Genomic DNA, 26,098 nt, shown 5'->3' on the forward strand with positions numbered 1-26,098 from the left:
GCGATACCGTAACCGACGGACCTCGGGACAGCGATCACGGGGGCTGCCAAGAGCCCGGCGAGCACGCTAAACATGGCGCCTTCCATAGCAGCCACTGCGATGACCACCGTATGAGTGCGTATCTCCTCGATGCGCTGCATAAGCCGTGACCTTGCCCCCATATGTGGAACGGCCCGCGTGGCAAGAGCTTTTTCAGTCGATTTCGCACATTGGAACGGTGCGGTCATATGTCCGGCCTTTGCGCGCGGCACATGGCCGCTGGCCTCGATGAGATCCGCGGAACGAGGAGCTAAATCAAGTTTACGCGCTTGAGCGCATTGGGGGCAGTAGCTTCACTCGTTTCGGGATGTCGTCCCATGGGTTCATCGGCTGTTGTTGCACCTTGCCCTCTGCCGGCCTGCGCCGGTCAGATCCCTTTGGCGGTCACTGCGTCCATCAGACGGCGGCCGCGGTAGTTAGCGGGTCGGGACGCCGGTAGGTCCCGCCCTTGTTCAGAAGCGCCCAAATGATCCGCGCTGTCTTATTGGCCTGCGCGACCGCGACAACCTTGAAGGGCCGTCTGGCGAGAAGCGCCTTCAGCCACGGCCGCGCCCGAGCGTCATTTCGGACAACCCGCAAGACGGCCGTTGCCCCGACAACGAGGAGAGAGCGGAGTTCCGGATTTCCCATCTTCGATATTCCTCCCAGCCGCTCTTTGCCGCTTGAATGAGGTCGCGGCGTCAATCCCAACCAGGCGGCAAAGTGGCGAGCCGACTTGAACCCGCCGGGATCCGGCACGAGCGCCTTGATGGTCGCCGCTGTAATGGCGCCGACGCCAGGGATCGTGGTCAACCGACGCATGTCCTCGTCATGCTTGGCCTCCACGACGATTGCGCGCTCGAGCCTGTCGATCTGGTCGGCTGCAGCTTCAATTTCATCGGCAATAGCCTTCAGGGCAAAGCGCGCTGCTGCGGGCAGGCGGGCATCTATTTCGTCTCGCACGATCGCGACCAGCGCCTCAACCTTTGCCAGGCCGGTGGTGGCGATGATGCCCAATTCGGCCAGATGCGCGCGCAAGGCGTTGACCGCCTGCGTTCGCTGCCGCACCAAAAGGGCGCGGGTCTTCAGCACCATCGCGGCAGCCTGCTGCTCGGCCGTCTTGATCGGGACGAAGCGCATGGTCTTTCGGGTCACCGCTTCGCTGATGGCCTCTGCGTCCGCCGCATCCGTTTTGCCTCGCTTTACGAAGGGTTTGACATAAGCCGGCGGAATGAGCCGCACCTCATGACCGAGAGCTGCGATCTCGCGCGCCCAATAGTGCGCGCTACCGCAGGCTTCCATCCCCACCAGGCATGTTGGCAGTTTCTCGAAGAAGCGCAGAACCTCGCTACGCCGCAACTTCCTGTTGAACACGAGCGAGCCCTCCGCATCCGCGCCGTGAACCTGGAAAACGTGCTTGGCCAAATCCAACCCGATGGTGATAACCTGTTTCACGGAACGGTCCCTCCTTTGTGGCGTTCGAACAACGACCACGTTCTAGCACTTTGATGCTGTTGGAGCGGGCCGTTCCACCACATCAAGTTTTATCCAGCCCTGAGTTCGCCCCGGTCGTTGGGTTTGCCCAGTTGGGCGGTGGGAGCGACGGGAGCTGGCGCGTAGCGCAGCGCCAGATCCCGTCGCGGATGGCAGGTGACGGCGAACTCGGACGGCGTTTTCCATCCGAGCTGAGAGTGTGGTCGTGCGTCGTTGTACAACAAGGCTTGAGAACGCCCACGGGACCGTATGCCGTGAGGTTCTGTACCGGTTTCACCCTTGGGCAGGCCGCGAGGTTTTCGTCCATGCTGTGATCGACAAGGCGGCCGGCGTTGTTTTCCGCTGCACGCTGGATGGATCGGAGACGCAGCGTTTTCTGGAGATCCCATCCTGGATGTTCGACCGCGCGGCATGTGCTCGGGGTTGCAGCCTAACGGCAGAGCCCTTTGTCAGCCTGGAAGCGCTCAACGCGTTGTCGTCGCTTCTCGATTCAGTGGTCAAGAGCGCGGCTTCATCATTGAATGAACTGCTTTCCGGTGCATGCGGAGTCTCTCACGACCAGAATCGGGGAGAGGCTCATGGCAAGCAGGACGGCGATATCGGCGAAGTCGGTTCGGCGCAACCGGCGGTTCGGCATGCATCAGATGGACCTGTTCGCGGGTGGCATCGCGCACAGCGCCGTTGGGGTTCCAGAGTGGCGGGAGCTGCCGAAGGAGGCGCAGGATGCGCTGGTGAACCTGATGACGCAGCTGGTGCTGGACCATGCGCGGCTGAGCGCAACGCTCGCGAAGAGGGAAGACGGTCATGATCAGTGACAAGGTCCGCCCTCACCACCTTGAGCGCAAGGCGATCCTCTATGTGCGCCAGTCCTCCGCCCATCAGGTGCTGCACAATCGTGAGAGCAGCGCGTTGCAATACGCAATGCGCGACCGATTGACGGCGCTGGGGTGGTCCAAGATCGAGGTGATCGACGATGATCTTGGACGTTCCGCTGCCGGCAGCGTCCAACGCGCGGGCTTCGAGCGGATGGTGGCCGAGGTCTGCCTCGGCAAGGTCGGCGCAGTCTGTGCGCGGGAGGTCTCGCGCTTCGCCCGCAATAGCCGGGATTGGCAACAGCTGATCGAGATGTGTCGCGTCGTCGACACGGTGCTGGTTGACCAGGAAGCTGTCTATGCTCCGCGGCATGGCAACGACCGACTGCTTCTGGGGCTGAAGGGTAGCCTCAACGAGTATGAGCTGGACCTTTTGCGACAACGCTCGCTCTCGGCACGCTACGAGAAGGCCCGCCGCGGCGAACTGGTTGTGTCGACGCCGGTCGGTTTTGTGAAGGTCGGTGATCGCTACGAGAAGGATCCGGACCGACGTGTGCAGGAGGCCATTACGCTCGTCTTCGACAAGATCGAGGAACTCGGGACCGCGCGGCAGGCGCTGCTATGGTTCCATGAGTACAGCCTCGACCTACCGGTGAAGCAGCCGAACGGCGACACAGCCTGGCGGCGGCCCAGCTACGCGACCCTCCACAGAATGGTCGAGAACCCGGTCTACGGCGGAGCCTACGCCTATGGTAGAACAGCTGTAGCGACGGGGTACGGCGTCCATGGCGCAGGCGCAAAGATCCGCCGGAAGGCGCGCGCGGAGTGGCTCGCCCTCAAGCCGGACGCCCACGAAGGCTATGTGAACTGGGAGAGGTTCGAAGCGATCCGTACAATGGTCTCCAGTAACGTGCCCACGAGCCGGCATCATGGCGCGCCCAAGCATGGCGAGGCGCTGCTCGCTGGGCTCATCCGCTGCCAGCGTTGTGGCCGCAAGCTGACGCTGCGCTACAGCGGTATGAACAATCACATCCCACGTTACAGCTGCTCGCGCGGCTGGATGGACAACGGCGAATCGCGCTGCATCGCGTTCGGTGGCTTGCGCGTCGATGATGCGATCGAAGAGGCTCTGCTCGGCGTTGGCGGGCCCGGCGCCGTCGCGGCGGCTACGGCCGCCGCAGCCCAGGCCACACATCAGAGGGATCAAGTTCGCGAAGTGCTCGGCCGTGATCGCGAAGCGGCCCGCTACGCCGCCGATCGCGCCTTCCGGCAATATGACGCGGCTGATCCGGCAAACCGCCTGGTTGCGGCAGAGCTTGAGGCGCGCTGGAATCGCTCGCTTGCCCGCGTCGCGGTGGAGAGCAAGATTGCCGCACATGACGCGGCGACCGCACCGACAGCGATCGATCCAAAGCTGCTCAGCTTTCTGGCCTCAAACCTCAAGTCAGTCTGGTCAGGGCCGATCATCGATGCGCGGCTGAAGAAGCGCATCGTCCGTACGCTGATCCACGAGGTCGTTGCCGATATCGATGACGAAGCGTCCGAGATCGTTCTCGTCGTGCATTGGGCAGGCGGCGCTCACAGCGAGATGCGGCTATCGAAGCGTCGACGTGGGCAGCGTAACAGCACCTCCGACGACATCATCGCAGCCATCCGGCAACTGGTGCTGATCGCCAGCGACGACCTGATTGCGGGCCTGCTCAACCGCAACGGCCTCAAGACGGGCAACGGCAACCGTTGGACCCGCGAGCGCGTCACAACTACGCGATCTTATCATCGGATACCCGTCTTCCGGCGGGCCGAGGATAGCGTCGAGCCATGGCTCAATCTCTCCGACGCCGCCAGGCTTCTCAAGGTCGCATCCAAGACGCTGCGCTTGGCCGCAGAAGCTGGTCAGATCGAAGCCGTCCACCCTCTACCGGATGGGCCATGGATCTTCGCGCGCGCGGCCTTCACCACGGATGCCGCCACATCCATCACCGAACGTGCGCGGCAGAACCCAAGATACCCCGCAGTATCGCATCCCAATCAGCAAAGTCTCTTCTCTTCAACAACATAGACAAATGGGTGTTCTGATGCGCGGTTGTAGTCGGCCCGCCAGCATCCGAGCGCGACGCGGGCCTGGGCCAGTGACGTGAACAGCGTCTCGTTGAGCAGTTCGTCCCGTAGCCGGCCATTGAAGCTCTCGATGAACGCATTCTGCATGGGCTTGCCCGGCGCGATGTAATGCCAGCCGACGCGGCTTTGATCGGCCCATGTCAGGATGGCGTTGCTGGTGAGTTCGGTGCCGTTGTCGCTGACCACCATCCTGGGCTTGCCGCGCTCGGTCATCAGCCGTTCCAGTTCCCGTGCTACCCGGGCGCCCGAGAGCGAGGTGTCAGCCACCAGCGCCAGGCACTCGCGCGTGCAATCATCGACCACGGTCAGGATGCGGAAGCGGCGGCCATCCGTGAGTTGATCCGACACGAAGTCGAGCGACCAGCGATCGTTGGGGGCCATCGGCACCGTCATCGGCGCCCGGGTCCCAAGGGCCCGCTTGCGGCCGCCGCGGCGGCGTACCGCAAGCCTCTCTTCCCGGTAGAGCCGGAAGCTTCTTGTGGTTGAGCAGGTAGCCCTCCCGCTTGAGCAGCACGTGCAGGCGCCGATAGCCAAAACGACGGCGTTCGTGGGCGATCGCCCGCATGCGCTGCCGCAGGACGCAGGACGGCATCGTCCGCCCGGGTTGTCCGATTTCTGATGGTCATGCGGCAGCAGCCGATGGCTTTACACGCCCGCCGTTCGCTCATCCCGTGGGCATCCATGAGATACGCGACAGCTTTCCGCTTGCCCGCGGGCGTCACCATTTCTTTCCCACGAGATCCTTGAGCGCCGCATTGTCCAGCATGGCATCAGCCAGCAACCGCTTCAGCCGTGTGTTCTCGTCCTCCAGCGTCTTCAGCCGCTTGGCCTCCGACACCTCCAGCCCGCCGAACTTGGCCTTCCATTTGTAGATGCTGGCGTCGCTGACGCCGTGCTTGCGGCACAGATCGGCAACCGAAACCCCGGCCTCATGCTCCTTCAAAATCCCGATGATCTGCTTCTGTATTCGGTCTGCTTCTGTCAATCCCTTAAAAGCGCGTGCCGCGGGTACCTTGCTTCTGTTCGTGGTCGGCAAAGCCGCCACACGATGGGATTCGGTTGAATGGTCGGTTCAAGCTCTTCGGCGTAGTCACCCGGCCCGGGAGGGCGGAAGCCACGACAGATCATACGAACTCGACCATCCCCACGCCCCGCGACGGGCGTTTCTTGGGATGGCGATGGCGTCCTTACGCCACCGCCGTCCATCGGAATTCGGTTCCATCAACCCACATTCGGTGAAGGACGACAGCCATCTTTCTGGCCAGCGCGACCTTCGCACGCTTGCTTCCTTGCCGGTGGGCAACACGCACCGCCCAAGCCTTCATCGGAGACCATCGGGTTGACGGCCTGAGAGCGACGTTGGCAGCTTCGAACAGGGCCGTGCGCGTCTCTCCGTCTCCGACTTTTGTGATCCGTCCTACCCGATCAACCTCGCCAGATTGGTACCGCCGGGGCGTCAACCCAAGATAGGCGCCCACGGATTGGGAATGCAGGAATCGCCTGGGATCGTCGACAGTGGAGCGGAAGGTCAACGCAGAGACCGGGCCGATCCCCGGCATCGTCATCAAGAGCCGACAAGCCGGGTCACTGCGCACGACCTTCAGAACCAGACGATGCAGTCGGGCGTACTCCCGCATCAGCGCTTCGCGTCCGGCAAGCAGCGGATTCATGATCGCCTCCAGCATGGCGTCGTTGCCGACCAACTCACGAACTCGCGTCGCGAACAGAGTCCGCGAGACGATTCCGACTTTGAGACCGAGCGGACGTAGAAGTCCGCGGATGACTTGCTCTGCGGCAGCGATGGAGCGAATGATATGCTTGCGAGCGGCCGCCAGCGTCCGCGCCCTTTGGCTGCCGATGCTCTTGACGTGAACGGGCTTAAACCAACCCGTTCTCACCACCTGCGCGATCCCACGGGCGTCGTTCCGATCGGTCTTCACTGGCATGGCCGAAAGTGCCGCCCTGACCTGGCGGGCTTCCAAACTGACGGCCGGCAACCCCAGTTCGATTAGATTTGCGGTCAGCCATTCTGACGTCGGTCCTGCCTCCAGGCCCACCCGTTCAACTTGACCAGCCCATGGTTCGAGGTACTGCACAATCGATGGCGCGTCCGCGAACGTCGTTCCCTCCCGGATCAGCTTTCCGGTCTCGTCCACTGCACATACCGCGACGGAATTCAGCGAAACATCGAGGCCGACGCAGATCATGACTTTTCTCCTTCGGATGGAGTTGGTCCATGATCGTCAGTCAAAACGTGCCGCGCGGCAAATAGGTCAGGCGATCGGGACCGAATACCCCATCTCTTCCGAAAAGCGGCTACGCTTCATGCTCTGGTCCTTGTTTGGGCCAGAGCGAACTTCAATCTGGATTAAGCCTGTGGGGCAAGGTCAGCCGCCACAAGCCGGCGACACCAAACAACGGCGATCACAGGCGCCTCGTAGCCCGCAAAAGCTAAACTTCGAACAGCTTCGTGTGCCACCGGCAGGTCAGAGGTACCGGCATAAACGACACAAGGTCCCTTCAGTGCTGGAACGCGCACCGGGCCGTGGAACGCTGTCCGAGATAGCGGATCGTAATCGAGAGCCGCCCGATGCTCCAGATTCAAGACTTCGAATTGGCTGCCGTCCAATCGCGTCAGTAGCAACGCGCGATCGGCGGCGCTGGCTAGGATCGCTTCAATCTGCAACGGCGTCTTGCCTTCGCAGAGCACCGCTTCAGCTATTCCGGTGCGCTGTTCGCGTTGCCAATCGATCACAAAGTCGGTCATCCCAACTTCGCCCGGAGGAATGCCGCGCCACGGCGGTAAGGCCGCACGCCGGCAAAGCGGCGCCCCGCCTGCGCACAGATCGATTCCGCCCAATCTTCAAGTCGAGCGCGCGCAGTTCCCGTGGGCGAGTCTGCGCATTCGAGTACCACGCCAGCCGCGGTGACGCGGCACCGCAAGAAATTTTGGCCGGGCAGCATCGCGGAGAATTGCAGTTCAGCATTCTCGACAAATCGGAGGGCAGCTTCGTCGACTCGGATACCGGTTTCAATTCGACTCGACAGGCACGGCTGCGCAGGCAGTGTGATTAGCCGGTGCAGTCGCGGAAATTGCATCACCAAGCTGGCGCGACGGAAAGAAGCCGGTCTTTCGGGTCCGCCCATGAACTGCCTAACACCGCCACCTTCATGGATGAAGCCGAGACCGACGCCCTCACCTACATGGCGCTTCCCGGCTACGGCTGAGTGGAACGAGAATGAGCCGTCGAGCGCGCGCTACGTGACTGTGGAAACGATCGCGCGCGGAGCGATGATCGGATCGTCCGCTCGCCCGCTGTGGAAAGCTGCTCCTTTCCAACTGCCGAAGTATTGGGGGTGATCCCGCGTCAGCTGCACCATCTCAGGACTCGACCCCCCACTGACAAAGATGAGCGGTAAAAAGGAGATGGATCGGGCGTTTTAAGGAAATCATCGATCGTGAATATCATTGCGTCTCAAGGTGATTGAGCGATCCGGAAGAACCGAGGTGTTTCAGCACCGGGCGGACGCCAAGTCGGCATCAATTCAGGAAAACGCGGTAATCTTAGCCCGGAGCCAGGCGCGGCCGACACGCGGTGGTCCGCTCTGTTCTTGCCGCCAAAGCGGGTGGCAGCCGATACGCCCGACGTTCGCTGCGGCTGTTGCAATCCGGCGGAGACTCGATGACAATCATTCGCAGCTCCAGTTTCCTAGGAACAAGCCATCGCAAGGAGAAGCAACGACACTCGAGTCGTATTAACTCATGAGGACACCGCTGCGAGACAGATCGGCCTTTCTGATTGTTGCAGCCGCACACGGAATGGATCAGCAGAGGAAAGCGCGGCTTGTGGAAGCATCACCTGATCGCGGTGCAACTCTGCGCTTGATCGGTGCAACGTCAGGGGGTGTGCGGTCATGACCGGAAGCGAGCGAATCGCTGCTGTCGATCGAGCAGAGAGCAATGCCGCGCTGTGCCGATTACAGGAGCATAGCGCGGCGGAGTCAGCCATCAATGGGCTGGAATCCCACTGCTTGGGGGTTCCCGGACCACGAGATCGTGGCCCTCAAGCGCAAGAGCCGAAGGCATTGCGGTAAGCCATGCGACTCCGGCAGTCCGGCCGGATGCCGCATGCTTGATCAGCCGTTATTGCTACGCCGCGTGCAAGCTTCCTGGCGTCGACCGAGATCGGTACGGACTGCACTCACGCAAGACGGCCCCTCAAGACCGCGCAGCACCAAAGCCATCACGCACTTTCCGAAGTAACCGAGGCACCCACGCAAATAGCGCGTAAGCTGCTCGGCCATGCGTTCCATGCTGATGCCCCACATCCAGCTGGTCAGTTCGCGGATTCGCCTCTTGAACCGCTGAATCGCTTCCGGCGGAATGCACCGCGGCCGCTACGTTCGCGGCGAACTTCCTCAGGAGGAACGCAGCGGCCGGACCCGCGCTCGCGCGAGCGGCGAGGGCGAACACCCCAGAAAAGTCGAAGCGCGCTTGTATATCGAGTACACTCATCCGAGCGTCCGACGATGCGCCAACGACCTGGCCCCTCACTTCCGCGTCCGCACTGATCATTCCGGCGGCATCGCTCCCCTTGGCGTGAATGATCGCGGTTCGGTCGACTCCGATCTCGATGCTCGCAACGCCACTGAAGGTGACGGTAAAGTCGCCGGCGCTCGCGACGATCGACGCGTTGTAGCTGCCGTCTGCCAAGGGCTCGCCCACCCGCACCCCCGGGATGCACGGGAGGACAGAGGGCAGATCGGCCACGAACCGCCAGGTCTCCTCAGGAGATGCCGGCACATCGACCCGCCGGGTGACCTTCACCTTTGCGACCTTTCGGCAACCAGGTCATAGAGCTCATTGGGCCATGCAGCTCTGATCTCGCCGAAGGTCGTCAACTTGGCAAGACCCAGCGCGGCTGCTCCTTTGAGGAGTTGCCTGCGGTTACGGTCCATATCTTTCTCCTTTGGTCGCGGCGCTCCGGCCTTTAGGCCGCTCGCAAATGTTGCACTTTGTAGGCGGCCAGCCAGAGCAATTCGACAGCCAAAACATAAAGCGGGTTTGGCGCAAAAATTCCGCGTAAAGTGCCGCCCAACCGGCGAAACCCTGCAAAGATGTCGATGCCGCTACAGGTTTCTGCGTGTTAGCCGGTCGATACCGGAACCCGAGCTGACGATCTCAATTTGGCATGAACAGGAGCCCGGCCGCTTCATTGTCGCTACAATATTGCCGATTTTGGCATTCTTGGGCGGAGACGAATTTACGTTTTGCGCTCTCGGCGATCTCGTCTGTTGATGAACGGCGGCGTCCGCGCGAGCCTGAAGCTGACGCGAATTCTTGAGAAGAGCGCTGATCGCTGCGGCAGGCTTGCGTCTCTACCCAGAGGACGACATCGCGGCCTGATTGGCCGCGATATGACTCAATTCGAACGACGCATTTTCTCTCTTCAATAGATCCCGCCAGTTCGGAGGCGGCCTCCCACGTCCGATGGACGAGACGACTCAGGTCGTCGCCGCCAACGTCGCACGAAGCTGCTTCAAGCCTTCCGGCAGCAATACGCGGTGCGGTCCCGCTTGTTTGCCGGCCGGCTTCACCTTCAACGAAACGAATGTCAGATCCTCGCCAGATACCACCTCTGGCAGGCGTCGCTCGAGTTCGCCGATATCGTCGAACGTGAACGTGCGCGCAAAACCGCAACCGCGCGCAATCGCCTCGAAGTCGATGCTGTCAGCCATTGGGAACGGTTGCTTGGCGGTGATTTCGTATTCAAAGTTTTGAAGCACGAAGTGGACGAGATTTCGGGGACGGACATCGGCCTCAGTCGCAAGACTGCCAAGGTTCATGGCCAACGAGCCATCGCCGTCCAAAACCCACACTTTCCGATTCGGGTGTGCCATCGCGAGGCCAAGACCGAGGGAGCACACTTTGCTCATACAAGCAAGGCCAACGAGATCGAGTTCCTCCCGCTTCGAGACCAACGGCCACACGCGGTCTGCAGTCTCATGTGTAACAACGATCTGATCCGTGCGACGTGAACCGAGGCAACGCAGGGTTTGCAGATAATCCATCTGCGCTTGATTAGCGCGGCTTCCGGACGGATTCTCGTCTCTATCGGCGGGTCGACCAGCAATACCTGGCAGTAGCACCGCGGCCGGACCTTGCCTCTGCTCGGCGCGCTCGAGCGCACGACCAATCGCGCTGACCTTCTCTACGCTATCGACTATTTCATAGGGGATGTCCCATGCGCGAAGAGTGGGCTCGGTGAAGCGCCCCCTAATGTCCGGGTCACCGTGCCTCCAGCCTCGATACCCGATTAGAGTCACCAGCGGAAGGTTAAATTGGATCCCTAACCGCGTGGAGTCGAGGGACTCGTGGAAGCCAGAGTTCTGCATCATGAGGACAGGCTTTTTGCCGGCCGTCAGCAGGCCCGCCGCGATCGGAACATTCTCGCCTTCCCGACATGTGTGCACGAGCTCAATCGAAGATTTGCCTGAAGCTATAAGCTCATGGAGGCGCACGGTCCAGTTATCGGCCAGCGAGATCATGTGCGTGACGCCCGCCTGCTCCAGCGCCTCGAGAAAATGCGACGCTTTCGGGGCCTGGGGTTCGTCGTAGAATTCCCCGTCGTAGCCATCGGCGGCTTCTGTTCGTTTCAACTCGGTCCCCTTTCCTTTGTCGCGCTAATGCGTTCCGGCGCTCGCTTCCTATTGAGGTTCGTGAGGCGCGCTGCGAGCAGTATAAAGCGGCTCAAAGCAAAAAACCGCGCAAATCGGCTTGGGAGCGGTGAAAGCCTGCAAAGATTGGGGCGTTTTTGCGGATCTGACCCGAGTCGCCCAAGGCGGAGGGCGCCAACAAGCCTACATGAGCATCGCGGTGCTGCAGCGATGCGGCCGCGATTGGATTATTAAGCTTCGCCTGATCACCTGCTGCTACGGCAAAAGCGTGCCGAGTGCCTGATGCCGCGCCAGCAGGTCCCCTGAACAGCGAAGGCCCGGTCATGAGCCTCGAACACCATCTCCTGCGTCTCGCTCGATAGAGGTGCACAGACAAGATTCGGCTTTGATAGAGCCGCACGTGAGCGAGCTTCAGCAGCACCATCACGACGTTGAGCAGAACGACTTCATTCGAAGTGATGGCCTTCTCGCGGCACAAGCTCAGCGGAATATACGCCGCCGCTGTTGCCTTACCGTGTTGCTTCGCGCAGCGCCTAGCGTAATGGCACACCACTAGATCGTCGAGGAGTTTGAGACGCGCGGCACGGATGTGCCAGGCGGCTGGCACGTCGAATGATAGCTTCTTTCATTTTAGAAGTGCCGTTCAGCTGAACTTTCCAAGTGCCGCAGCACCGTGGTAACGATGCCGGGCTCCCGTGCTCAAGACGAGGAGTTGATAGAGTCAACCGCGCCTTTCAGCGAGTACCGGGACGCCGTGGGGATACCGCGCCTGCTCAGCTAGCGTCGACGAACCAAAGCTAGCAAATCCTCGATCTTCGCGATGGCGCGCTCTGCCGGCTGGCAACGGCGGACCAACCAGGTCACAGCCTGGTTCTGCATGCACTTGCCGGCGCGCAAGCTCGAGCAAGCCTGTGACCTGCTCGCGCGCCGGATTGAGTGCCTTACCCTTCCAGCCTCGTAAGTGAGCAGGAAAGCGTCGCTTCAGCATTTTTGTCAGACGGCTTACTGCTTGCACTTGGGTTCAGAGTCGGTGTCTAATTTGACTCAGAGCGGAATAGTACCGACCTGCGTCAAAGATCGGCGCGAGACTCGTGTCGCCTTAAGGATTTCCGCCTCTTTGCCCTCGGCGATTAGCCCTCGTTACGCGCCCATCTTCTTCCAGAGGAGAGTCTGAGCGGCCAAAAATCAGTTCTTAAGGCGACTTGCAGGGACTAGGCGCAGCACTCCACATGACGCAAAGGTATTGTTAAATGACTACAGTTCTGATCACGGGCGCAAATCGGGGCCTCGGCCTTGGGCTCGCGCGGCAATATGTGACTGAAGGAGCTGAGGTGATTGCCTGCTGCCGCGATCCGGCAAAAGCCGACGCGCTCAAGGAGCTCGCGGCGTCCAGCGGTCGCCTACGGATCATACAGCTTGAGGTGGCCGACGAGGCCTCGATCGCTTCCCTCAAGCACATGCTTGGCGATCAGCCGATTGACATTCTCATCAACAATGCTGGGATCAATGGTACCCCGAAGGCGCAGTCGGCCGACTGCATCGATGCCGAAGGCTGGGTGACTACGGTGCGCGTCAACGCTCTTGCCCCGATGCTCATCGCCCACGCGCTGCGCAACAACTTAAAGTGCGGCTCTGAGAAGAAGCTGGTGGCGATCAGCAGCGTCCTTGGATCCACGAGCATTGATTATGCCGCCAACAGCAGCACCCGCAGCGAGAGATACGCCTACCGGGCTTCGAAGGCTGCGCTCAACAATGGCATGCGTGGGCTCGCGCGCGACTGGGCACGAGACGGCGTGGTTGTGGGCATTTTCGACCCCGGCTGGGTGCGGACCGACATGGGCGGCGAACGCGCCGTAGCGTCCCCGACCTCCATCTCCGCCGAAGAATGTGCGCGGGATCTCATTCGCCGGATCGCCGAGCTCGCGCCGGCGACGAGCGGCATCTTAAAGGACCATCGGGGCGAGACACTCTCTTGGTAACTCCCAATCCGCATCAGCCTGAACGATCCAAAAAGTGCGAGCCGCGGCTGACGGCGACCTTCCGGTATGATATGCATTCGAGCGCGGACACGCGAAACTGCATGAGGACGAGATCGAGATCCTCTCGCGCCAATGCCTCGATCGGCGCATCGCAATTTCGCCTCCTCGCCGAGACGGCCGCCTGGGAGAAACGGCGCAATGACGAACGCACCCGCATCTGATGCATGTTCAGGCTCGAAAGGGTCCGGGGACCGTAGCCAAGTCGGGCCAAGTCGAACGAGTCAAAACCTCCGTGCCGAAGTACCAAGGCACCATATCCTAGTCGATACTCCGGCTCCTGAGCTGCACACGTCGATCAAGTAGACTGAGATATAAGACCATGAGGCCGTTATCCTGCTGCTTTTCACGATCGAAAATGCAGAATTTCAACGCGAGTTCCACCATTTTCGCAGATTTTCTTTGGCTGCTCCATTTTCTTTGCCGAGTATCACCCCTGTCGGGAGCTATTTTCCGTTTCGGAAAAAGCGGGGCGTTGCGAGCGCCCAATACAACGGGAGGAAGAGATGCCAGATACCAACGTACCGAGCGCTGCCCCCCACGGTTCCGGGCCGGCGATGGGCGCCGTTCAGGGCTTGGCTGGTATCTCTCTACAATTCAGGGACGTAAAGCAGGTCACTAAGTGACTATCGCCTGGACAGACTGAAAGGGTTGTACTGCTCGTTCCAGCGCCCATCTGGCAATAGGTTGATGCTGCTTTGAAATCTCGAACGGCAACCGCGGCTCGATATTCAAATCGGAGCCGCGATTTAGGCCGGCGTCGGTGCTGATTTTCTTGGGGGTACGCATGAAGGGCAAACGCATAAAGCTTACGCGAGGAGCCGCGCTTGTATTCGGCTTGGTGATCGCGGTGTACGGCACGTTGTTGCTCTATCCGCTCCTGCGAGTCTTCGAGGATAGCTTCCGCGAATTCATCCCGGGCCGTGTAGGCGCCGACACGAACGCGCCGTTTACGCTCACCAACTACACGGACCTCCTGCACAAGGCATACCTGTTATATTTTTGGGACACGTTCCGGATCGGCTTCGTTGCTGCTTTCCTGGGAGTGATCCTCGCGTTCCCGATTGCCCATTTTGTAGCCCGCCGGCGCTCGGATTGGCTTCGAAGAACGACCATCGGATTCCTCATCGCGCTCATGTTCTTGAGCGTGCTGGTGCGCGTGTACGCCATCGAGCTCTCGTTCGGGCCGACGGGATTCGCACGCGACATAGCGCCGCTATTCGGCCAGCAGATCGGGAGCCGTTTCTACATTGAGTTCATGATCGTGCTCGGGCTGCTCCACTACGCGGTGCCCATGTCCGCCCTCGTGCTCATCGGCACGATCCAGAACGTTAATCCGCGGCTCATTGAGGCGGCCCAGGCGCTCGGCGCCGCCCGCTGGAAGTCCCACCTGGCGGTCACGCTGCCGCTGAGCGCGCGAGGCCTTCTCTCTGCGTTCCTGCTCTCCTTCACGCTGTCAATTAGCGCCTTCGTTGTTCCCATGGTCCTGGGGCGCGGCAAGATCACCTTCGTCTCCAACCTGATCTACAACCGCTTCAGTGAACTGGCCAATTTCCCCAGCGGATCAGCGGTCGCGATCGTAATGCTGGTTATCTCCCTGCTGGCGATCTACGCGGTCTCCCTGCTGGCCAGCAGCCGCTGGGAGGGTGCCGTCCGATGAAGCGCTCCGCCGACAATGTGTTGGGCGTTATGGTGCTGTGCCTGTCCATTGCCACCATCGCGTTCCTCCTTACGCCGCTGCTCATCGCTACCGTCATGTCCTTCGATGCGCGGCAGTTCCTCGGGCGGTTTCCGCCACCCGGCCTGTCGCTGCAATGGTACGTGGGCTTCTTCTCGGACGATTATTACCTCAAAGGCCTTCAGGTCAGCCTGATGCTGGCGCTGACTGCGACCACGCTTTCGACCTTGGTCGGCGTCGCAGCGGCGTTCATGCTCGACCGCTATGACTTTCCTGGGAAGGGGCCTCTCTCCGCCTTCTTTCTGTCGCCCCTTGTCGTTCCCCACGTCATCATCGGCTTCTCGCTTCTGCTCTTCTTTTCCACGATCGGCGTGTTCGGGCCGGTCCCACTCGTGGCTGGCCATCTGATCATCACGGTGCCCTATGTGATCCGAACGACTCTCGCGAGCTTGGTGGGAATCCGGAAATCGCTCACCGAGGCCGCTCTAAGCCTTGGCGCCACGGAGCGACGCGCCTTTTGGAAGGTGACGGTGCCTCTGTCAAAGACCGGCATCGCCGCAGGCGCCGTTTTCGCTTTCGCCTATTCAATGGATGATGTCTCGGTCTCCCTATTCCTGACGGGCCCGAATTTCTACACGCTGCCGGTGGCCATGACGAACATGATGCTCTCAGAATTTGACCTGCGCATCGCCGCGGCGGCCGTTTGCCTCATGGTTCTGACCATCGTGCTGATTTGGGTCATGGAGTGCACCGTGGGCCTGGACAAAGTGATCGGACAAGGCGTTTATCACAAGTAGGATCTCATGACTGTATTGGAGCTCAGCACCGTCTCAAAGCGCTACGGCGAAGAGTTGGCCGTGGACAACGTCTCGTTTCAAGTCGAGCAGGGGCGCATCGTCTCCCTTCTCGGGCCGAGCGGCTGCGGTAAAACCACGACGCTGCGCCTCGTCGCCGGCTTTGAAGTACCGGATGGCGGAGAAATCCGCATTCGCGGCCAGAGCGTGAGCGCGAAGCGCCCCTACGAGCGCAATGTGGGACTGGTCTTCCAGGATTACGCGCTTTTCCCTCACATGAACGTGGAGGCAAACATTGCCTTTGGCCTGCGCGAGCGCGGCATCCCCGCCTCTAAGTTCCCGGAGCGAATCCGCTCCGTGCTCGATCTTGTAAAGTTGCCCGGTTACGAAAAGCGCAGCCCACATCAGCTGAGTGGTGGGCAGCAGCAACGCGTGGCGCTGGCTCGCGCGCTTGTGACCGAGCCTTCTCTTCTCCTTCTGGACGAGCCGCTCTCGAATTTGGACGCTAAGCTGCGAGATACACTGCGAGTGGAACTGAGGCAGATCCTGACCACGGCGGGGATCACCACCATCATCGTGACGCACGATCAGTCCGAGGCCATGAGCCTCGCCGACCACATCATCGTCATGAGCAAGGGCCGGATCATGCAACGGGGCTCGGCCGAGGAGATCTATAGCGCGCCCGCCAACAAATTCGTTGCGGATTTCGTCGGGCAGTCGAATTGGTTTACGGGGCGGCTCGATGGCGGCCGGTTCGTAACCGAGGACGGACTGTCCCTCTTGATCGCGAAGGCCCCCAATGGTGCCGTGGAGCTTGGGATCCGGCCGGAGCGCATCGCCGTGCGGACCAAGGGCGCCACCGCCGCGATCGGCATGAACGCGCTCGAGGGGCTCATCGAGAAGACGGAATACCTTGGCTCGACTATCCACCACTGGGTTCGCCTGGCCAATGGCCGTAGAATCCACGCCGTCGTGCAAAACAACGGCCAGTGCTTCGCGCGGGACGGCGAAAGCGTCCGCGTGGAAATTCGTCCGGAGGATTGCCTCGTGTTAGCCCCGGAGGCCTGAAGAAGAAGCGGGCGGCCCCCGTCATTCCAAGGACTGCCCTTGCGGAAGGTGCGACGCGTTAAAGCGTGATGATAGTTTCGATAGCTTGCATTTCGAATTAGCTGGCACATTCCTCGGCGCAAAATAAAAAGTCTCCTCGATAAAGACCAGCCTTTAGGGCCATTTTGGCGCCGGCAGAGCGAGTCGACGATCGCTCGGTGTTGGAGTTCGTCCATGCCAAGAAGCTAGCTCAGCAACGAGCCAGCGCAAGGTAAAACCGATCGGCCTTGATCCGTTGCGACAGCCAGAGTGCGAGTTCTCTCGAAATCGCCTTCGCTTGTGACCGCCCATCTGCGCCCGCAGCAACGCTGCCGGTCTAATCGACCCGCTGCGTCCAGCCAGTTGCCGTGCCGATCGCGCCACCAGACCCCGTCCATGCCGTCTCCTTCCGAGCGAGCGTGGGGAATCAGAAACAAGCTGATTTGAGAATCTTGAGGGTTCTGTGAGGTCGCGGGGCAGGCGCGAGCCGCGCGCTCTGTCCTCACGAGCCGCTGCCACGCCCGAGCAACGGGCGAGCTTCAAGGCTGATGTTCGTCGACGATCGCCAGGCGCAAACTCGTGCACAACTTGCGCGATATGGCACGGATGCTGCTAATTGGGGAAAGTAGGTTGTTGAGCGTATGTGCTGTCAATGGGTTAGCCGTGGCGGAAAAGTCACTCGTGACAGCCCTGGCGTGAGAAGCCCGACAACGGCCTTCAACGGGTGCGACGGCGTTGCGGGAAGTCGCCCCGGCATCGTCCCTTGGTGTGTATAAGAGACAGTCTCAAATCGATTCAACCCAAACTTATCCCGGTCTAGATTTTCGGCGTGATATCTTGCTCGAACTTCTTCACCCAGTTGTCCAATTGCGTGGACATATGGCCCCAGTCCGGCAAATAGGCGAACTTGTCGAACTCTTGCGGCGCAAATTGGATGGCGGCTGCGTTTGGGTTCGGCTTGACCTTCTGGTTGGTCGGAACGATGTCGACGTACTGGCTGAACAACTCGGAGTTCTCCTTGCTCACGCTGAAATTGGCGTACTCCATCGCGGCCTTCTTATTCTTCGAGTTCGCCATGACCACCCAGCCCTCGACATAAAGGGACACCTTCAGCGACGGGTCCGACTTTGTCAGCGCCTTCATAGGCACCTTTTTGGCAAGGGCGGAGTTGGTGCTGTTCGACGCATAGATGATGCTGGTCTCGCCCGTCGAGATCGAGTTCGTGCCCTCGACAAGCCCCTTATAGACACGACCGATATTGCCAGATTTGGCCAACTCATCGAGGAACTTCCAGCCCGGATCAATATCGAACTCGTTCCCGCCGCGCGCTTGCGCCAACGCCACGAGGGGCGCACATGTATAGTTAGTCGGGACGGGCCAGCAGATCTGCCCCTTCAGCTTGGGATTCAGCAGATCCTCGATGGTCTTGATCTGAATAGGACAACGATCGGTGCGCACGGCGAAGAAACTTCCGTCCACGTTGCGCGGGATGCACTTGATGTTCCCGTTGTCATCCTTGGTTAGGAATCGCTCCGGCACATCCGCCAAATTTGGCACGTCGGCCAAGGTGACTGTTTCTGCCCATCCCTCCTTGATCATGGCCTTAAACACCGGGGACCAGTTCATGACCAAGTCGTAGGGCGAGTTGGGCCACGTCGCCTTGATCTTGCCGAGGAGGGCAGCGCCTCCGCCAACGGTCAACTCCCAGGTGATGTCAGTCTTATCCCACTTTTCCGCCATCTTCTTCGAGGCATCGATGTACGGCGGTCCACTTTCACGCACTATGAGCCGTTCCTTCGCATGGGCCTCAGGGACCAAGGTCAAGGATGTGGCGGTAACACCTAGCGCGGCTGCTCCTTGGAGGAATTCTCTGCGTTTGAGCTCCATACCTGTCTCCTCTCCTTTCGGCGCACACTCTTGAGGCGCTCGTGTTTTGTAAGGCTAGGCCACCTTGAGCACCCTAGCGGACTTTCAATATATAGGTGGGTCGACGCGCAAAGACCGCAAAACTCAGCTTAGATCGGTGAAACCCTGCAAGAATGAGGCGTTTAGGCGTTTCAACCCGGGCCTGCTCCGCGTCGAGTCGGCCAGGGCAGGTGGCAACGATCAGCCGGATACAGGTGAGTTGGTTGAATCCAGCACCGTGGTCCCTGCCGCTTGCCAAAATCGAAGTCGATAGTGGAAAGCTAGTACAAGGTGCGGCGAATCGTAGCCAAAGTGAACCAGCCGAACTCGATACTCGCAGATGCGAAGCGAGCAGCCAGCCCACGGCTCCAGAGCGATAGTTCAGACCGGCTCAGGGTTACCATGCGCCGCAGCAAGTGCCGGTATCGTCAGTTCCAGCATCGCAACCGGTTGCGGTAGCTAGAAAAGCGCACGCTTATTCCCGGCCCGGACCGCCAGCAGATGACGTAGAGAATGGTTAGCCAGCGCACCATAGCAAATCTCGGAGCGCGGCGATCGTCGGCTCGATCTGGTTGCGGAGGCCCTGTCACAACTTCGCTAGCAGGATGAGGATCTATAAGTCGCTGATCAGCGGTTGCGTTGTGACGAGTTCGTCGAAGGGGGCGATGAACGTGAACACATCCCCATGATGCGCGGGCGGATCAGCGGCAGCATTACTTTCCTGAAGGTCTGTACGAACTCAGCCCACATGCTCTTCGCCTCCTCCAACAGTCGATCGAAATTCGAATAAAGTTGAGTAGTGACGACGCGAAGCGGTTGCGCGGTTGAAAGTACAATTCATCGGCATCCCAGGCTAAGCGATTTGGCTCATGTTCAACAGGCGGATGCGGCCCGAATGTTGAACGTGCGTGAATAGACATGAGTCGTTCTCACTTGCGCGTATAGATGTGGAGATGCTTGATTTCACTCTGCATCTGCGCGCAACTTTTTGTCGTCTAGAACTCCTAACGGATCTTCGATCATGGGCGGGCGAGTAGACGATGCAGCACGCAATTCCGATGATCGCTGCTTGCTGCCGGATATCTGGTGCAGCTTTCGACCTTCAAAACCGCCAGCAGACCAACGCGTTCGCCGCGGCAGATCAATGTGATTGAGGCGAACGTTCGGAATAGTCACCGCCTGCCGAACGCCAGAAAAGGAGAAGTCTCTGCCTAGAGAACGGCTCCGGGGTTGAGAAGTGCTTCCGGATCGAGCGCCTTCTTGATGCTGCGCATAAGCTCGAGTTCGACCGGGTTCTTGACGCGCGGCAGCAGGTCGCGCTTCACGCGGCCTATGCCGTGCTCGGCCGAAATCGAACCGTGTAGTTCGGCTACGATGGCATGGACCGCCTCATTCATCTCGGCCCAGCTGGCGAAATACGTCGCCTTGTAAGCGCCGACCGGCTGACTTACGTTGAAATGGATGTTGCCGTCGCCCAGATGGCCGAAGGGCACCTGACGGCAGCCCGGCACGATCGCCTCCACAGCCGCGATGGCGCGCTTGAGGAATTCAGGTACGGCGTAGAGCGGCACTGCGACGTCTTGCTTGGTCGAGGCGCCCTCATAGGTCTGCACCTCTGCCATCATCTCGCGCAGCTTCCAGAAATCGGCGCGCTGGGTCAGCGAGCGAGCGAACGCGGCGTTGGTGACGATGCCGTTCTCCAGTGCGCCGTCGAGGAAGGCCTCGATAGACTCGTCGAGCCCGGTGGCGGACTGGGCGGAGACCTCCAGCAGCACATACCAGGGCGACGACTCACATAACGGATCGCGGGTGCCGGATGCGTGGCGCAAGACGAACTCGAGGCCGATGCGCGGCATCAGTTCGAAGGTGGTCACCGTGCCGCCGGAACAGACCTTGGCCGCGTTCAGCAGTTGGAGCGCCGCCTCCGGACTCGGCACTGCGAGAAAGGTCGTGGCGCGAGCCGCCGGCCGCGGGAAGAGCTTCAACACGGCCGCCGTGATGATGCCGAGCGTGCCCTCGGCCGATGAAGAGGTGTTTCAGGTCGTATCCGGTGTTGTCCTTCCGCAGCTGGCGCAGGCCGTTCCAGACACGACCATCCGGGAGAACCACCTCCAGGCCCATGCAGAGCTCGCGGGCATTGCCATAGGCGAGCACGGCGGTGCCGCCGGCATTGGTCGAGAGATTGCCGCCGATTGTGCAGGACCCTTCCGAGGCGAGCGAGAGCGGGAAGAGGCGCGCGGCCGCCTCGGTGGTATCCCGTGCGCGCTTCAGCGTGTGCCTCGACGACCATGGTGTGTCAGGTGCGGACCTTGTCGAACCGCTGCAACGAGACGATGATCTCCCTTCCCTCGGCAATCGGGATCTGGCCGCCGACAAGGCACCAGCGCCGTGCGCGTCTCGGCCGCGAGCTTCACGAGCTCCGCTAGCTCCGCTGTCGAACCGGGGCGCACAATGCCTTGAGCCTTACCGCGGAAGAGATCGCGCCATTCCTTGAGGTACGGCACGATGGCATCGGCATCGGTAATGACGTTTTTCGCGCCGACGATGCTGGCCATGCGATCAAGGATTGCGCTCATTGCAGTTTAGCCTGCCTTCTCTTAAGACACTACTGACAAGGTTCTCAGCCTCTGGAAACCCCGAACTCGCGCGGTTTCGCAATTGTTTCCGCAGTGCTTCGCTGTGCGCGCCCGGAGTGACGACCTTCAGGCGATTCGACAGTTATATCTCCAGCTGAAGAGATGGTACGATCAATACTGCGCGAATGGGTCGACGACATTTGCCATGGGCTGCCCGCACCTCTGACGCTGAATGTTCGCGGCCACGTGGCGCGCACAAGTCCGCGGATTGGGATCACCGGCGACGTGCGGCGTTACCACAATTTTGGGATGTCCCCAGAAGCGGTGGCTCGGATCGAGTGGCTCCTCAAGGAACACATCGAGCATCGCCCCGGCCAAGTGATCCGAATTCAGAGCTGTCAGCAGATCCTCTTCGATTAGATGAGCTCCGCGCCCAACATTAATCAGGTACGCGCCTAAAGGCAGCATTTTCAGTGTGGCCGCATTAAGAATACCTCTGGTCGCTTGCGTCAGCGGTAGCGCGCAAATGAGGTAATGGCTGTCCTTCAAGAACGGAGCAAGATCTGCATCGCCGCTGAAAGTACGAGCTTGCGGGATCGATTTGGGGGAACGACTCCAGCCTGACACCTTAAAGCCAAGTGCGGCAAGTTTTCTGGCGATGTCACTTCCAATCTGGCCAAGGCCCATCACGCCAACCTGAGTATTTGCAGTATCAGCAAGAGCAAGCCGCCTCCAAACACGCTCCTTCTGCGCTTGAAGATACGTTGGCATTTTCCTATGAAAGTGCAGTACGCTGTAGACAGCATATTCACTCATCTGAGCCGTCAACTCTTCGTCCACTATTCGACAAACAGGAACATTCTCGGGGAGAAGCGGGTCCGCAAATATATGGTCCACGCCGGCACCGCCTGAAAACAATGCCTTCAGATTTGGATATCGCCTTAGTTCGCTTGGTTCGGGCTTCCAAACCAATGCATATTCGATCTCCTCCGCCGCACCGACCTCCGGCCAAACGCGCAGTTCGACCGCGGCGCCGTATTCGCTTAGATAGCGGCCCCAAAGAAGCGGATCGGATGAGCTCTTGAATAATAATGCCATTCGAATGACCTTGATCGCCGGTGAGAACAACGGGGTGCGCTGGCTGCGCTCTGTTCGCTGTGACGGTAGTTCGTCAGAAGAAATCGGCGAATCGCCTAGCTGTGCGCAATGTAATGTTAGAATTTTACTAACGTCGCCATCGTGCGTTTTCCGAAGGTGGCGAGAAGGATTTCTGCGCTCGGTTTATATGTCATAAGGGCCCCAGCTGCGCTGTTTGACCGACCTCCTTGCCGAACGACATACTTGGCGGCGAATGGCAACGCGAAGGCCGTCCGCGAGCTTTCATTGCAAGTCGGATTCTGCAGCCTCTCCGCCCTGTCCCAGCGCTACATGCAGACATTGTTGGATGAGATGAAGCCGGTCCGGAATATAGTCGTATAGCTCTGCTCCGCTCGAAACGAGCGGATCGGATCACGGTGCTGGCAAGACGGCAGCGGGGTGCGCCTATTGCCAAGGAAGAATTCACTTGAGATCTTCGACCGCCGAACCGCAAAATAAAAGCCAAGTCCATGGATCGCGGATGGTGGTTCGCATTAATGCACGCAATTGAAGGATCTTCATGCCCGTTTTCGGCGGACACAGTGCAAATATCGGAGAAAATCGCTTTGACAAAGCTATAATGGTGAACATGACCTCGCAAATCCCATACTCCCGGGATTGTCCATTTCGAGCGCGGCATTGGGGTCACACCGCCAAAGCCCATGGCCTATCCGACGTTGAATTTGGAACTTTTCGACAGCCCGATTATCTCGGATGCACGAATAGCGTGGCAACGGATACATTCGATGGCAGAGCGGGTGCGGGCAGCGGCAATTGCAGACTTAAATGAAGGTTCAAGCTCAATGGGCACACGCAGCAATAGCTTTCTATCGGATGCCGAGCGCGACGCAGTCATTGAGCTGCGTCACGCCATGCATCGCGAGCCAGAACTCTCCAACGCAGAATGGAAGACACAGGAGAGGATTGGCGGCATACTACAGCGCTTCGGCCTTAATGGTGCGAAGGCGTTCCACAACACTGGTCTCTATGTCGACATCGAAGGCACCGCTTCCGGTCCAAAACGATCGATTGCAGTGCGCGGCGACATTGACGCGCTGCCGATTCAGGAGGCCCGCGAGGACCTCTCTTATCGCTCCCAGGTGGACGGCGTCATGCATGCGTGTGGTCACGATGTGCACGCATCGATCGCGCTCGGCACTGCGCTCGCCTTCCACCGAATGCGCGACAATTTCGCGGGCAAAGTGCGCGTAATCTTCCAACCGGCCGAGGAGGCGGAGCCGCTGGGCGGGCGTACGGTGAAAGACGAGAAGCTGCTGGACGGCTTTGACGGGGCGGTTGGCTTCCATGTTAGTCCCGACATTCCCGCCGGCATGTTCGACGCGTGCGAGGGCTCGATTACCAAGTCGGCAGATCAGTTCAGGCTCACTATCACGGGTAAGATGGCGCATGGCGCGTCGCCGCATAACGGCGTCGACGCAATCGCGATTGCCGCGGCGTTTGTTAACGAGGTGCAAAAGGTGGTCTCGCGCGAGATGCCGGTCGATGACGGCGCGGTCGTCACCATCGGCACCATCCATGGGGGCACAGCGACCAACATCATCTGCCCTTCGGTCGTCATGGAGGGGACGATCAGGACCCGCAGTCCAGAACGTCGAGCGCTGCTGTCCCAGCGCGTATGCGAGGTAGCCGGAGGTGTGGCCGCAATGCATCGTGGCCACGCCGAATGCATCATCCGAGCAGGCGAGCCCCCGGTCGTCAACGACGGAGAAATGGTGAAGCGCTTCCGGCAAGTCGTTCATGACACGATCGGCCGCGAATCTTTTACCGCGAAAAGGCGAGCAGCAGGTAGTGACGACTTCGGCTTCTACGCGGCATGCGTGCCGTCGATCTATTTCTGGTTCGGTACTCGTACGGCCGGCAATGAATCATTCGTGCATACGCCGACGTTCGGAGCTTCTGATGATCTCCTCATTCCCACAGCGGAACTCACAATAGCATACGTCCTCGATCTACTGAATCCCTGAATAAGATGGAGAGGCTTGAAGGCATCGGCGCAAAGACCCGCCGGTGCTCTTCATGCCGGTCAGCGACCTGCTCCTACTCATGCCGTGACGTGTTAAATAACTCGCAGGATAACCAGCAGCTGGACTTCGGAGAAGCGTTGACAGGCTTTGGTATCCAACTATGCCTATCGTCTTCGCTCGACCAGGAAGCACAATGCTGGGCTTGGTCACGCACCTGACCGCGAAGGCGAGTGGCAGCTTAGAATCTTGCCAGCTTCAAGGGCGTTTGCAGGTGGACGGCTATATCGCCTACCAACACGCGCCGACAGCGGCGCAATGAACTCGCGCTCTGCAGAACTACGTACGACACACCTTCCATGGCGCCGGCCCGCTTCGGTCCGAACACGCGTGAGTCTCTCAGGCGCATCAAACGCATATGCCTTCGAGATTTGGCTGAGCGCCAAGCAGGATCTCGAGAAATATAGAGGACAAAAGCTCTGTGGCCGTTGGTGCAGCCCGATTCAACTCACGTCCGAAAATTCTCTCGTGTCAACCACATCCTGCGAATGTAGACGATCTTGCTGCCCGTCCTGTGGACGCCATAGTCATCCTGCAAAGGTCCGTGATGTCGTAGATGGGGAGCCGCGTCATTCGACGGATAGGCGCGGCAACCATTGGGAAGGCCGCACATTCGAAAAGGATTGCCGAGATTTCTGGATGCGCGATTCGCAGTCTTGTTACGCAAGCGGCGACATCTGCTTCGATTGCGGCAACATCGATGGGCGGAGCAGGACGCTTCAGTTCATCACGCCAGAACTTGCCACCTTCGATACCCCCTACTACGACCCTCGCCCGGTCAGCGGGATCTTCCAGCCCGAACAAATCTTCGGCAAAATGCGTCGTGTCGTATGTCAGGACGGCGATCTTAGCTTTGGGCGGCAGCTGACGAACCAACAACGGCAGTAGAAGTAAGCTAGACATCGCCACGGGAACTTCCACCGAAGCTGACACCGCGCGTTGATGGCGAATAGAGAACCCACAGGTGGAACTTATCGCGACAGCGCCTCGCTCGACCAGCCGCCGCGCGGCTGCAATGAAAGCCGGCTCAAGCGCCGGATCGCCGCGAACGACGTTCTCCACCCAAGCGCCCGCGACGGTTTCCGAAATAATCGGGAAGTCGAAGGTCTCCGGATTCAACATCGAGCCGGGTGGGGGCTTTGGCGGCGCGACACCCGACGGCACGCCGCGTTCGAGATGGAGAATTCCAAGTGTATATGGGGTCTGCAAGGTCATATCGACGACTATAGCATAGATCGAGGCTGGTTTTCTTCGAAACTTGCGCTTCATTCGCCGAAGTCGAGCGGAGCGATCGCTAGCGCGACGGATTACTACGTATTGGCATGGGCAGTCTCATGACATCCATTTTGTTTCCCGAGCTCGGCGGTTTCTGGTTTCTGGGCCGGTGATGGTGAAACCCCTGCTCACAACAGCAGCTGCCCCTTCCCTCCCGAGCGGATCAAGCAGCGCGGAAGCTGTCGTCCTCGCCGTCATTTAGCGAAATCCGCACAGCGACCCATGCGCCGTTCCGCGGCCGCCGCGTGTCCGAGGTGCGCCGTGAATGATGGCTTCGTGACCAGTTCCTGAGATGCACGACGGTCGAGTCGCGCATCGCCGATACTGCCGACTGCGCCGCTCAAGGCACGTGTGGTCGCTCAAGGACGCGGCCGACCGATCGTGTTCTTGGGCCTCGGCCGCGCCCCAGAAGCAGGTGAGCCATACTGCCGAGACCGAAACCAACTCCG

The 26,098-nt window shown here is 60.0% G+C and carries 15 protein-coding genes and 4 pseudogenes; 7 read left to right on the forward strand and 12 right to left on the reverse strand.

All coding sequences use genetic code 11. The features are described 5' to 3' along the window. Positions 1-435: 435 nt before the first annotated feature. Together SO140_RS23620 and SO140_RS23625 are read right to left on the reverse strand one after the other, a co-directional pair. Positions 436-1,473, reverse strand: coding sequence for an IS110 family RNA-guided transposase (locus tag SO140_RS23620; protein ID WP_498543191.1), 1,038 nt, complete (start codon positions 1,471-1,473; stop codon positions 436-438). A gap of 89 nt (positions 1,474-1,562) precedes the next feature. Further along, a pseudogene (locus SO140_RS23625) lies at positions 1,563-1,730 on the reverse strand (IS3 family transposase); the annotation flags it as partial. Between the two features lie 360 nt (positions 1,731-2,090). On the opposite strand from SO140_RS23625, the gene SO140_RS23630 reads away from it, so the two are divergent. After that, positions 2,091-2,327, forward strand: a complete 237-nt coding sequence (locus tag SO140_RS23630) for a hypothetical protein (RefSeq protein WP_498543192.1) — start codon at positions 2,091-2,093, stop codon at positions 2,325-2,327. Beyond that, a complete protein-coding gene (locus SO140_RS23635; RefSeq protein WP_498543193.1) occupies positions 2,317-4,383 on the forward strand; it encodes a recombinase family protein in 2,067 nt (688 codons plus the stop codon). The genes SO140_RS23630 and SO140_RS23635 overlap by 11 nt, the downstream gene beginning before the upstream one ends. A gap of 8 nt (positions 4,384-4,391) precedes the next feature. Here SO140_RS23635 and SO140_RS23640 read toward each other — a convergent pair. From SO140_RS23640 to SO140_RS23665, 6 genes and pseudogenes are all read right to left on the reverse strand, one after another. Continuing rightward, positions 4,392-5,427 (reverse strand): annotated as a pseudogene (locus SO140_RS23640) (IS3 family transposase); the annotation flags it as partial. Between the two features lie 202 nt (positions 5,428-5,629). Beyond that, complete coding sequence (locus tag SO140_RS23645) at positions 5,630-6,649, reverse strand: IS110 family RNA-guided transposase (RefSeq protein ID WP_498543194.1); 1,020 nt, start codon at positions 6,647-6,649, stop codon at positions 5,630-5,632. A 161-nt stretch (positions 6,650-6,810) separates the two neighbouring features. Next, complete coding sequence (locus tag SO140_RS23650; RefSeq protein ID WP_498543195.1) at positions 6,811-7,209, reverse strand: hypothetical protein; 399 nt, start codon at positions 7,207-7,209, stop codon at positions 6,811-6,813. 1,370 nt (positions 7,210-8,579) lie between these two features. Beyond that, positions 8,580-8,771 (reverse strand): hypothetical protein, encoded by a 192-nt coding sequence (locus SO140_RS23655; protein WP_498543196.1) that lies wholly within the window; start codon positions 8,769-8,771, stop codon positions 8,580-8,582. 70 nt (positions 8,772-8,841) lie between these two features. After that, a pseudogene (locus SO140_RS23660) lies at positions 8,842-9,270 on the reverse strand (SRPBCC family protein); the annotation flags it as partial. A gap of 677 nt (positions 9,271-9,947) precedes the next feature. Continuing rightward, positions 9,948-11,102 (reverse strand): thiamine pyrophosphate-dependent enzyme, encoded by a 1,155-nt coding sequence (locus SO140_RS23665; RefSeq protein WP_498543197.1) that lies wholly within the window; start codon positions 11,100-11,102, stop codon positions 9,948-9,950. Positions 11,103-12,370: 1,268 nt separating this feature from the next. Between SO140_RS23665 and SO140_RS23670 the strand changes: the two genes are divergently transcribed. The 4 genes from SO140_RS23670 to SO140_RS23685 all read left to right on the forward strand — a co-directional run bounded on the left by SO140_RS23670 (position 12,371) and on the right by SO140_RS23685 (position 16,696). Beyond that, positions 12,371-13,099 carry an SDR family oxidoreductase gene (locus SO140_RS23670; RefSeq protein WP_498543198.1) on the forward strand — a complete coding sequence of 243 codons (729 nt, stop codon included), beginning with the start codon at positions 12,371-12,373 and terminating at the stop codon, positions 13,097-13,099. 844 nt (positions 13,100-13,943) lie between these two features. After that, positions 13,944-14,816: an ABC transporter permease gene (locus SO140_RS23675; protein ID WP_498543199.1), complete on the forward strand. Its 873-nt coding sequence runs from the start codon at positions 13,944-13,946 to the stop codon at positions 14,814-14,816. Continuing rightward, the gene (locus tag SO140_RS23680; RefSeq protein ID WP_498543200.1) at positions 14,813-15,631 is read left to right on the forward strand and encodes an ABC transporter permease; all 819 of its coding nucleotides are present in this window, start codon (positions 14,813-14,815) and stop codon (positions 15,629-15,631) included. Before SO140_RS23675 ends, SO140_RS23680 begins: the two co-directional genes overlap by 4 nt. A 6-nt stretch (positions 15,632-15,637) precedes the next feature. Next, the gene (locus SO140_RS23685; RefSeq protein WP_498543201.1) at positions 15,638-16,696 is read left to right on the forward strand and encodes an ABC transporter ATP-binding protein; all 1,059 of its coding nucleotides are present in this window, start codon (positions 15,638-15,640) and stop codon (positions 16,694-16,696) included. Between the two features lie 834 nt (positions 16,697-17,530). Here the strand turns inward: SO140_RS23685 and SO140_RS23690 are convergent. The 3 genes and pseudogenes from SO140_RS23690 to SO140_RS23700 form a co-directional block, all read right to left on the reverse strand. Further along, the gene (locus SO140_RS23690; RefSeq protein ID WP_498543202.1) at positions 17,531-18,601 is read right to left on the reverse strand and encodes an ABC transporter substrate-binding protein; all 1,071 of its coding nucleotides are present in this window, start codon (positions 18,599-18,601) and stop codon (positions 17,531-17,533) included. Positions 18,602-19,830: 1,229 nt separating this feature from the next. Further along, a pseudogene (locus SO140_RS23695) lies at positions 19,831-21,195 on the reverse strand (FAD-binding oxidoreductase). A 171-nt stretch (positions 21,196-21,366) separates the two neighbouring features. Beyond that, positions 21,367-22,293 carry a 2-hydroxyacid dehydrogenase gene (locus tag SO140_RS23700; protein WP_498543203.1) on the reverse strand — a complete coding sequence of 309 codons (927 nt, stop codon included), beginning with the start codon at positions 22,291-22,293 and terminating at the stop codon, positions 21,367-21,369. A 701-nt stretch (positions 22,294-22,994) separates the two neighbouring features. Here SO140_RS23700 and SO140_RS23705 point away from each other — a divergent pair. Next, a complete protein-coding gene (locus tag SO140_RS23705) occupies positions 22,995-24,317 on the forward strand; it encodes a M20 metallopeptidase family protein (RefSeq protein ID WP_498543204.1) in 1,323 nt (440 codons plus the stop codon). Positions 24,318-24,845: 528 nt separating this feature from the next. Here the strand turns inward: SO140_RS23705 and SO140_RS23710 are convergent. Continuing rightward, on the reverse strand, positions 24,846-25,643 hold the full coding sequence (locus SO140_RS23710) for an aspartate/glutamate racemase family protein (protein ID WP_498543205.1): 798 nt from the start codon (positions 25,641-25,643) through the stop codon (positions 24,846-24,848). Positions 25,644-26,098 lie beyond the last annotated feature (455 nt).

Source organism: Bradyrhizobium sp. UFLA05-108 (genome assembly GCF_059803455.1).

Coding starts and splice junctions, on each gene's coding strand:
- SO140_RS23655 (WP_498543196.1), bottom strand. CDS start 8,771: ATGTGGGGCATCAGCATGGAACGCATGGCCGAGCAGCTTACGCGCTAT.
- SO140_RS23645 (WP_498543194.1), bottom strand. CDS start 6,649: ATGATCTGCGTCGGCCTCGATGTTTCGCTGAATTCCGTCGCGGTATGT.
- SO140_RS23635 (WP_498543193.1), top strand. CDS start 2,317: ATGATCAGTGACAAGGTCCGCCCTCACCACCTTGAGCGCAAGGCGATC.
- SO140_RS23680 (WP_498543200.1), top strand. CDS start 14,813: ATGAAGCGCTCCGCCGACAATGTGTTGGGCGTTATGGTGCTGTGCCTG.
- SO140_RS23685 (WP_498543201.1), top strand. CDS start 15,638: ATGACTGTATTGGAGCTCAGCACCGTCTCAAAGCGCTACGGCGAAGAG.
- SO140_RS23630 (WP_498543192.1), top strand. CDS start 2,091: ATGGCAAGCAGGACGGCGATATCGGCGAAGTCGGTTCGGCGCAACCGG.
- SO140_RS23670 (WP_498543198.1), top strand. CDS start 12,371: ATGACTACAGTTCTGATCACGGGCGCAAATCGGGGCCTCGGCCTTGGG.
- SO140_RS23710 (WP_498543205.1), bottom strand. CDS start 25,643: ATGAAGCGCAAGTTTCGAAGAAAACCAGCCTCGATCTATGCTATAGTC.
- SO140_RS23650 (WP_498543195.1), bottom strand. CDS start 7,209: ATGACCGACTTTGTGATCGATTGGCAACGCGAACAGCGCACCGGAATA.
- SO140_RS23700 (WP_498543203.1), bottom strand. CDS start 22,293: ATGGCATTATTATTCAAGAGCTCATCCGATCCGCTTCTTTGGGGCCGC.
- SO140_RS23675 (WP_498543199.1), top strand. CDS start 13,944: ATGAAGGGCAAACGCATAAAGCTTACGCGAGGAGCCGCGCTTGTATTC.
- SO140_RS23690 (WP_498543202.1), bottom strand. CDS start 18,601: ATGGAGCTCAAACGCAGAGAATTCCTCCAAGGAGCAGCCGCGCTAGGT.
- SO140_RS23705 (WP_498543204.1), top strand. CDS start 22,995: ATGGCCTATCCGACGTTGAATTTGGAACTTTTCGACAGCCCGATTATC.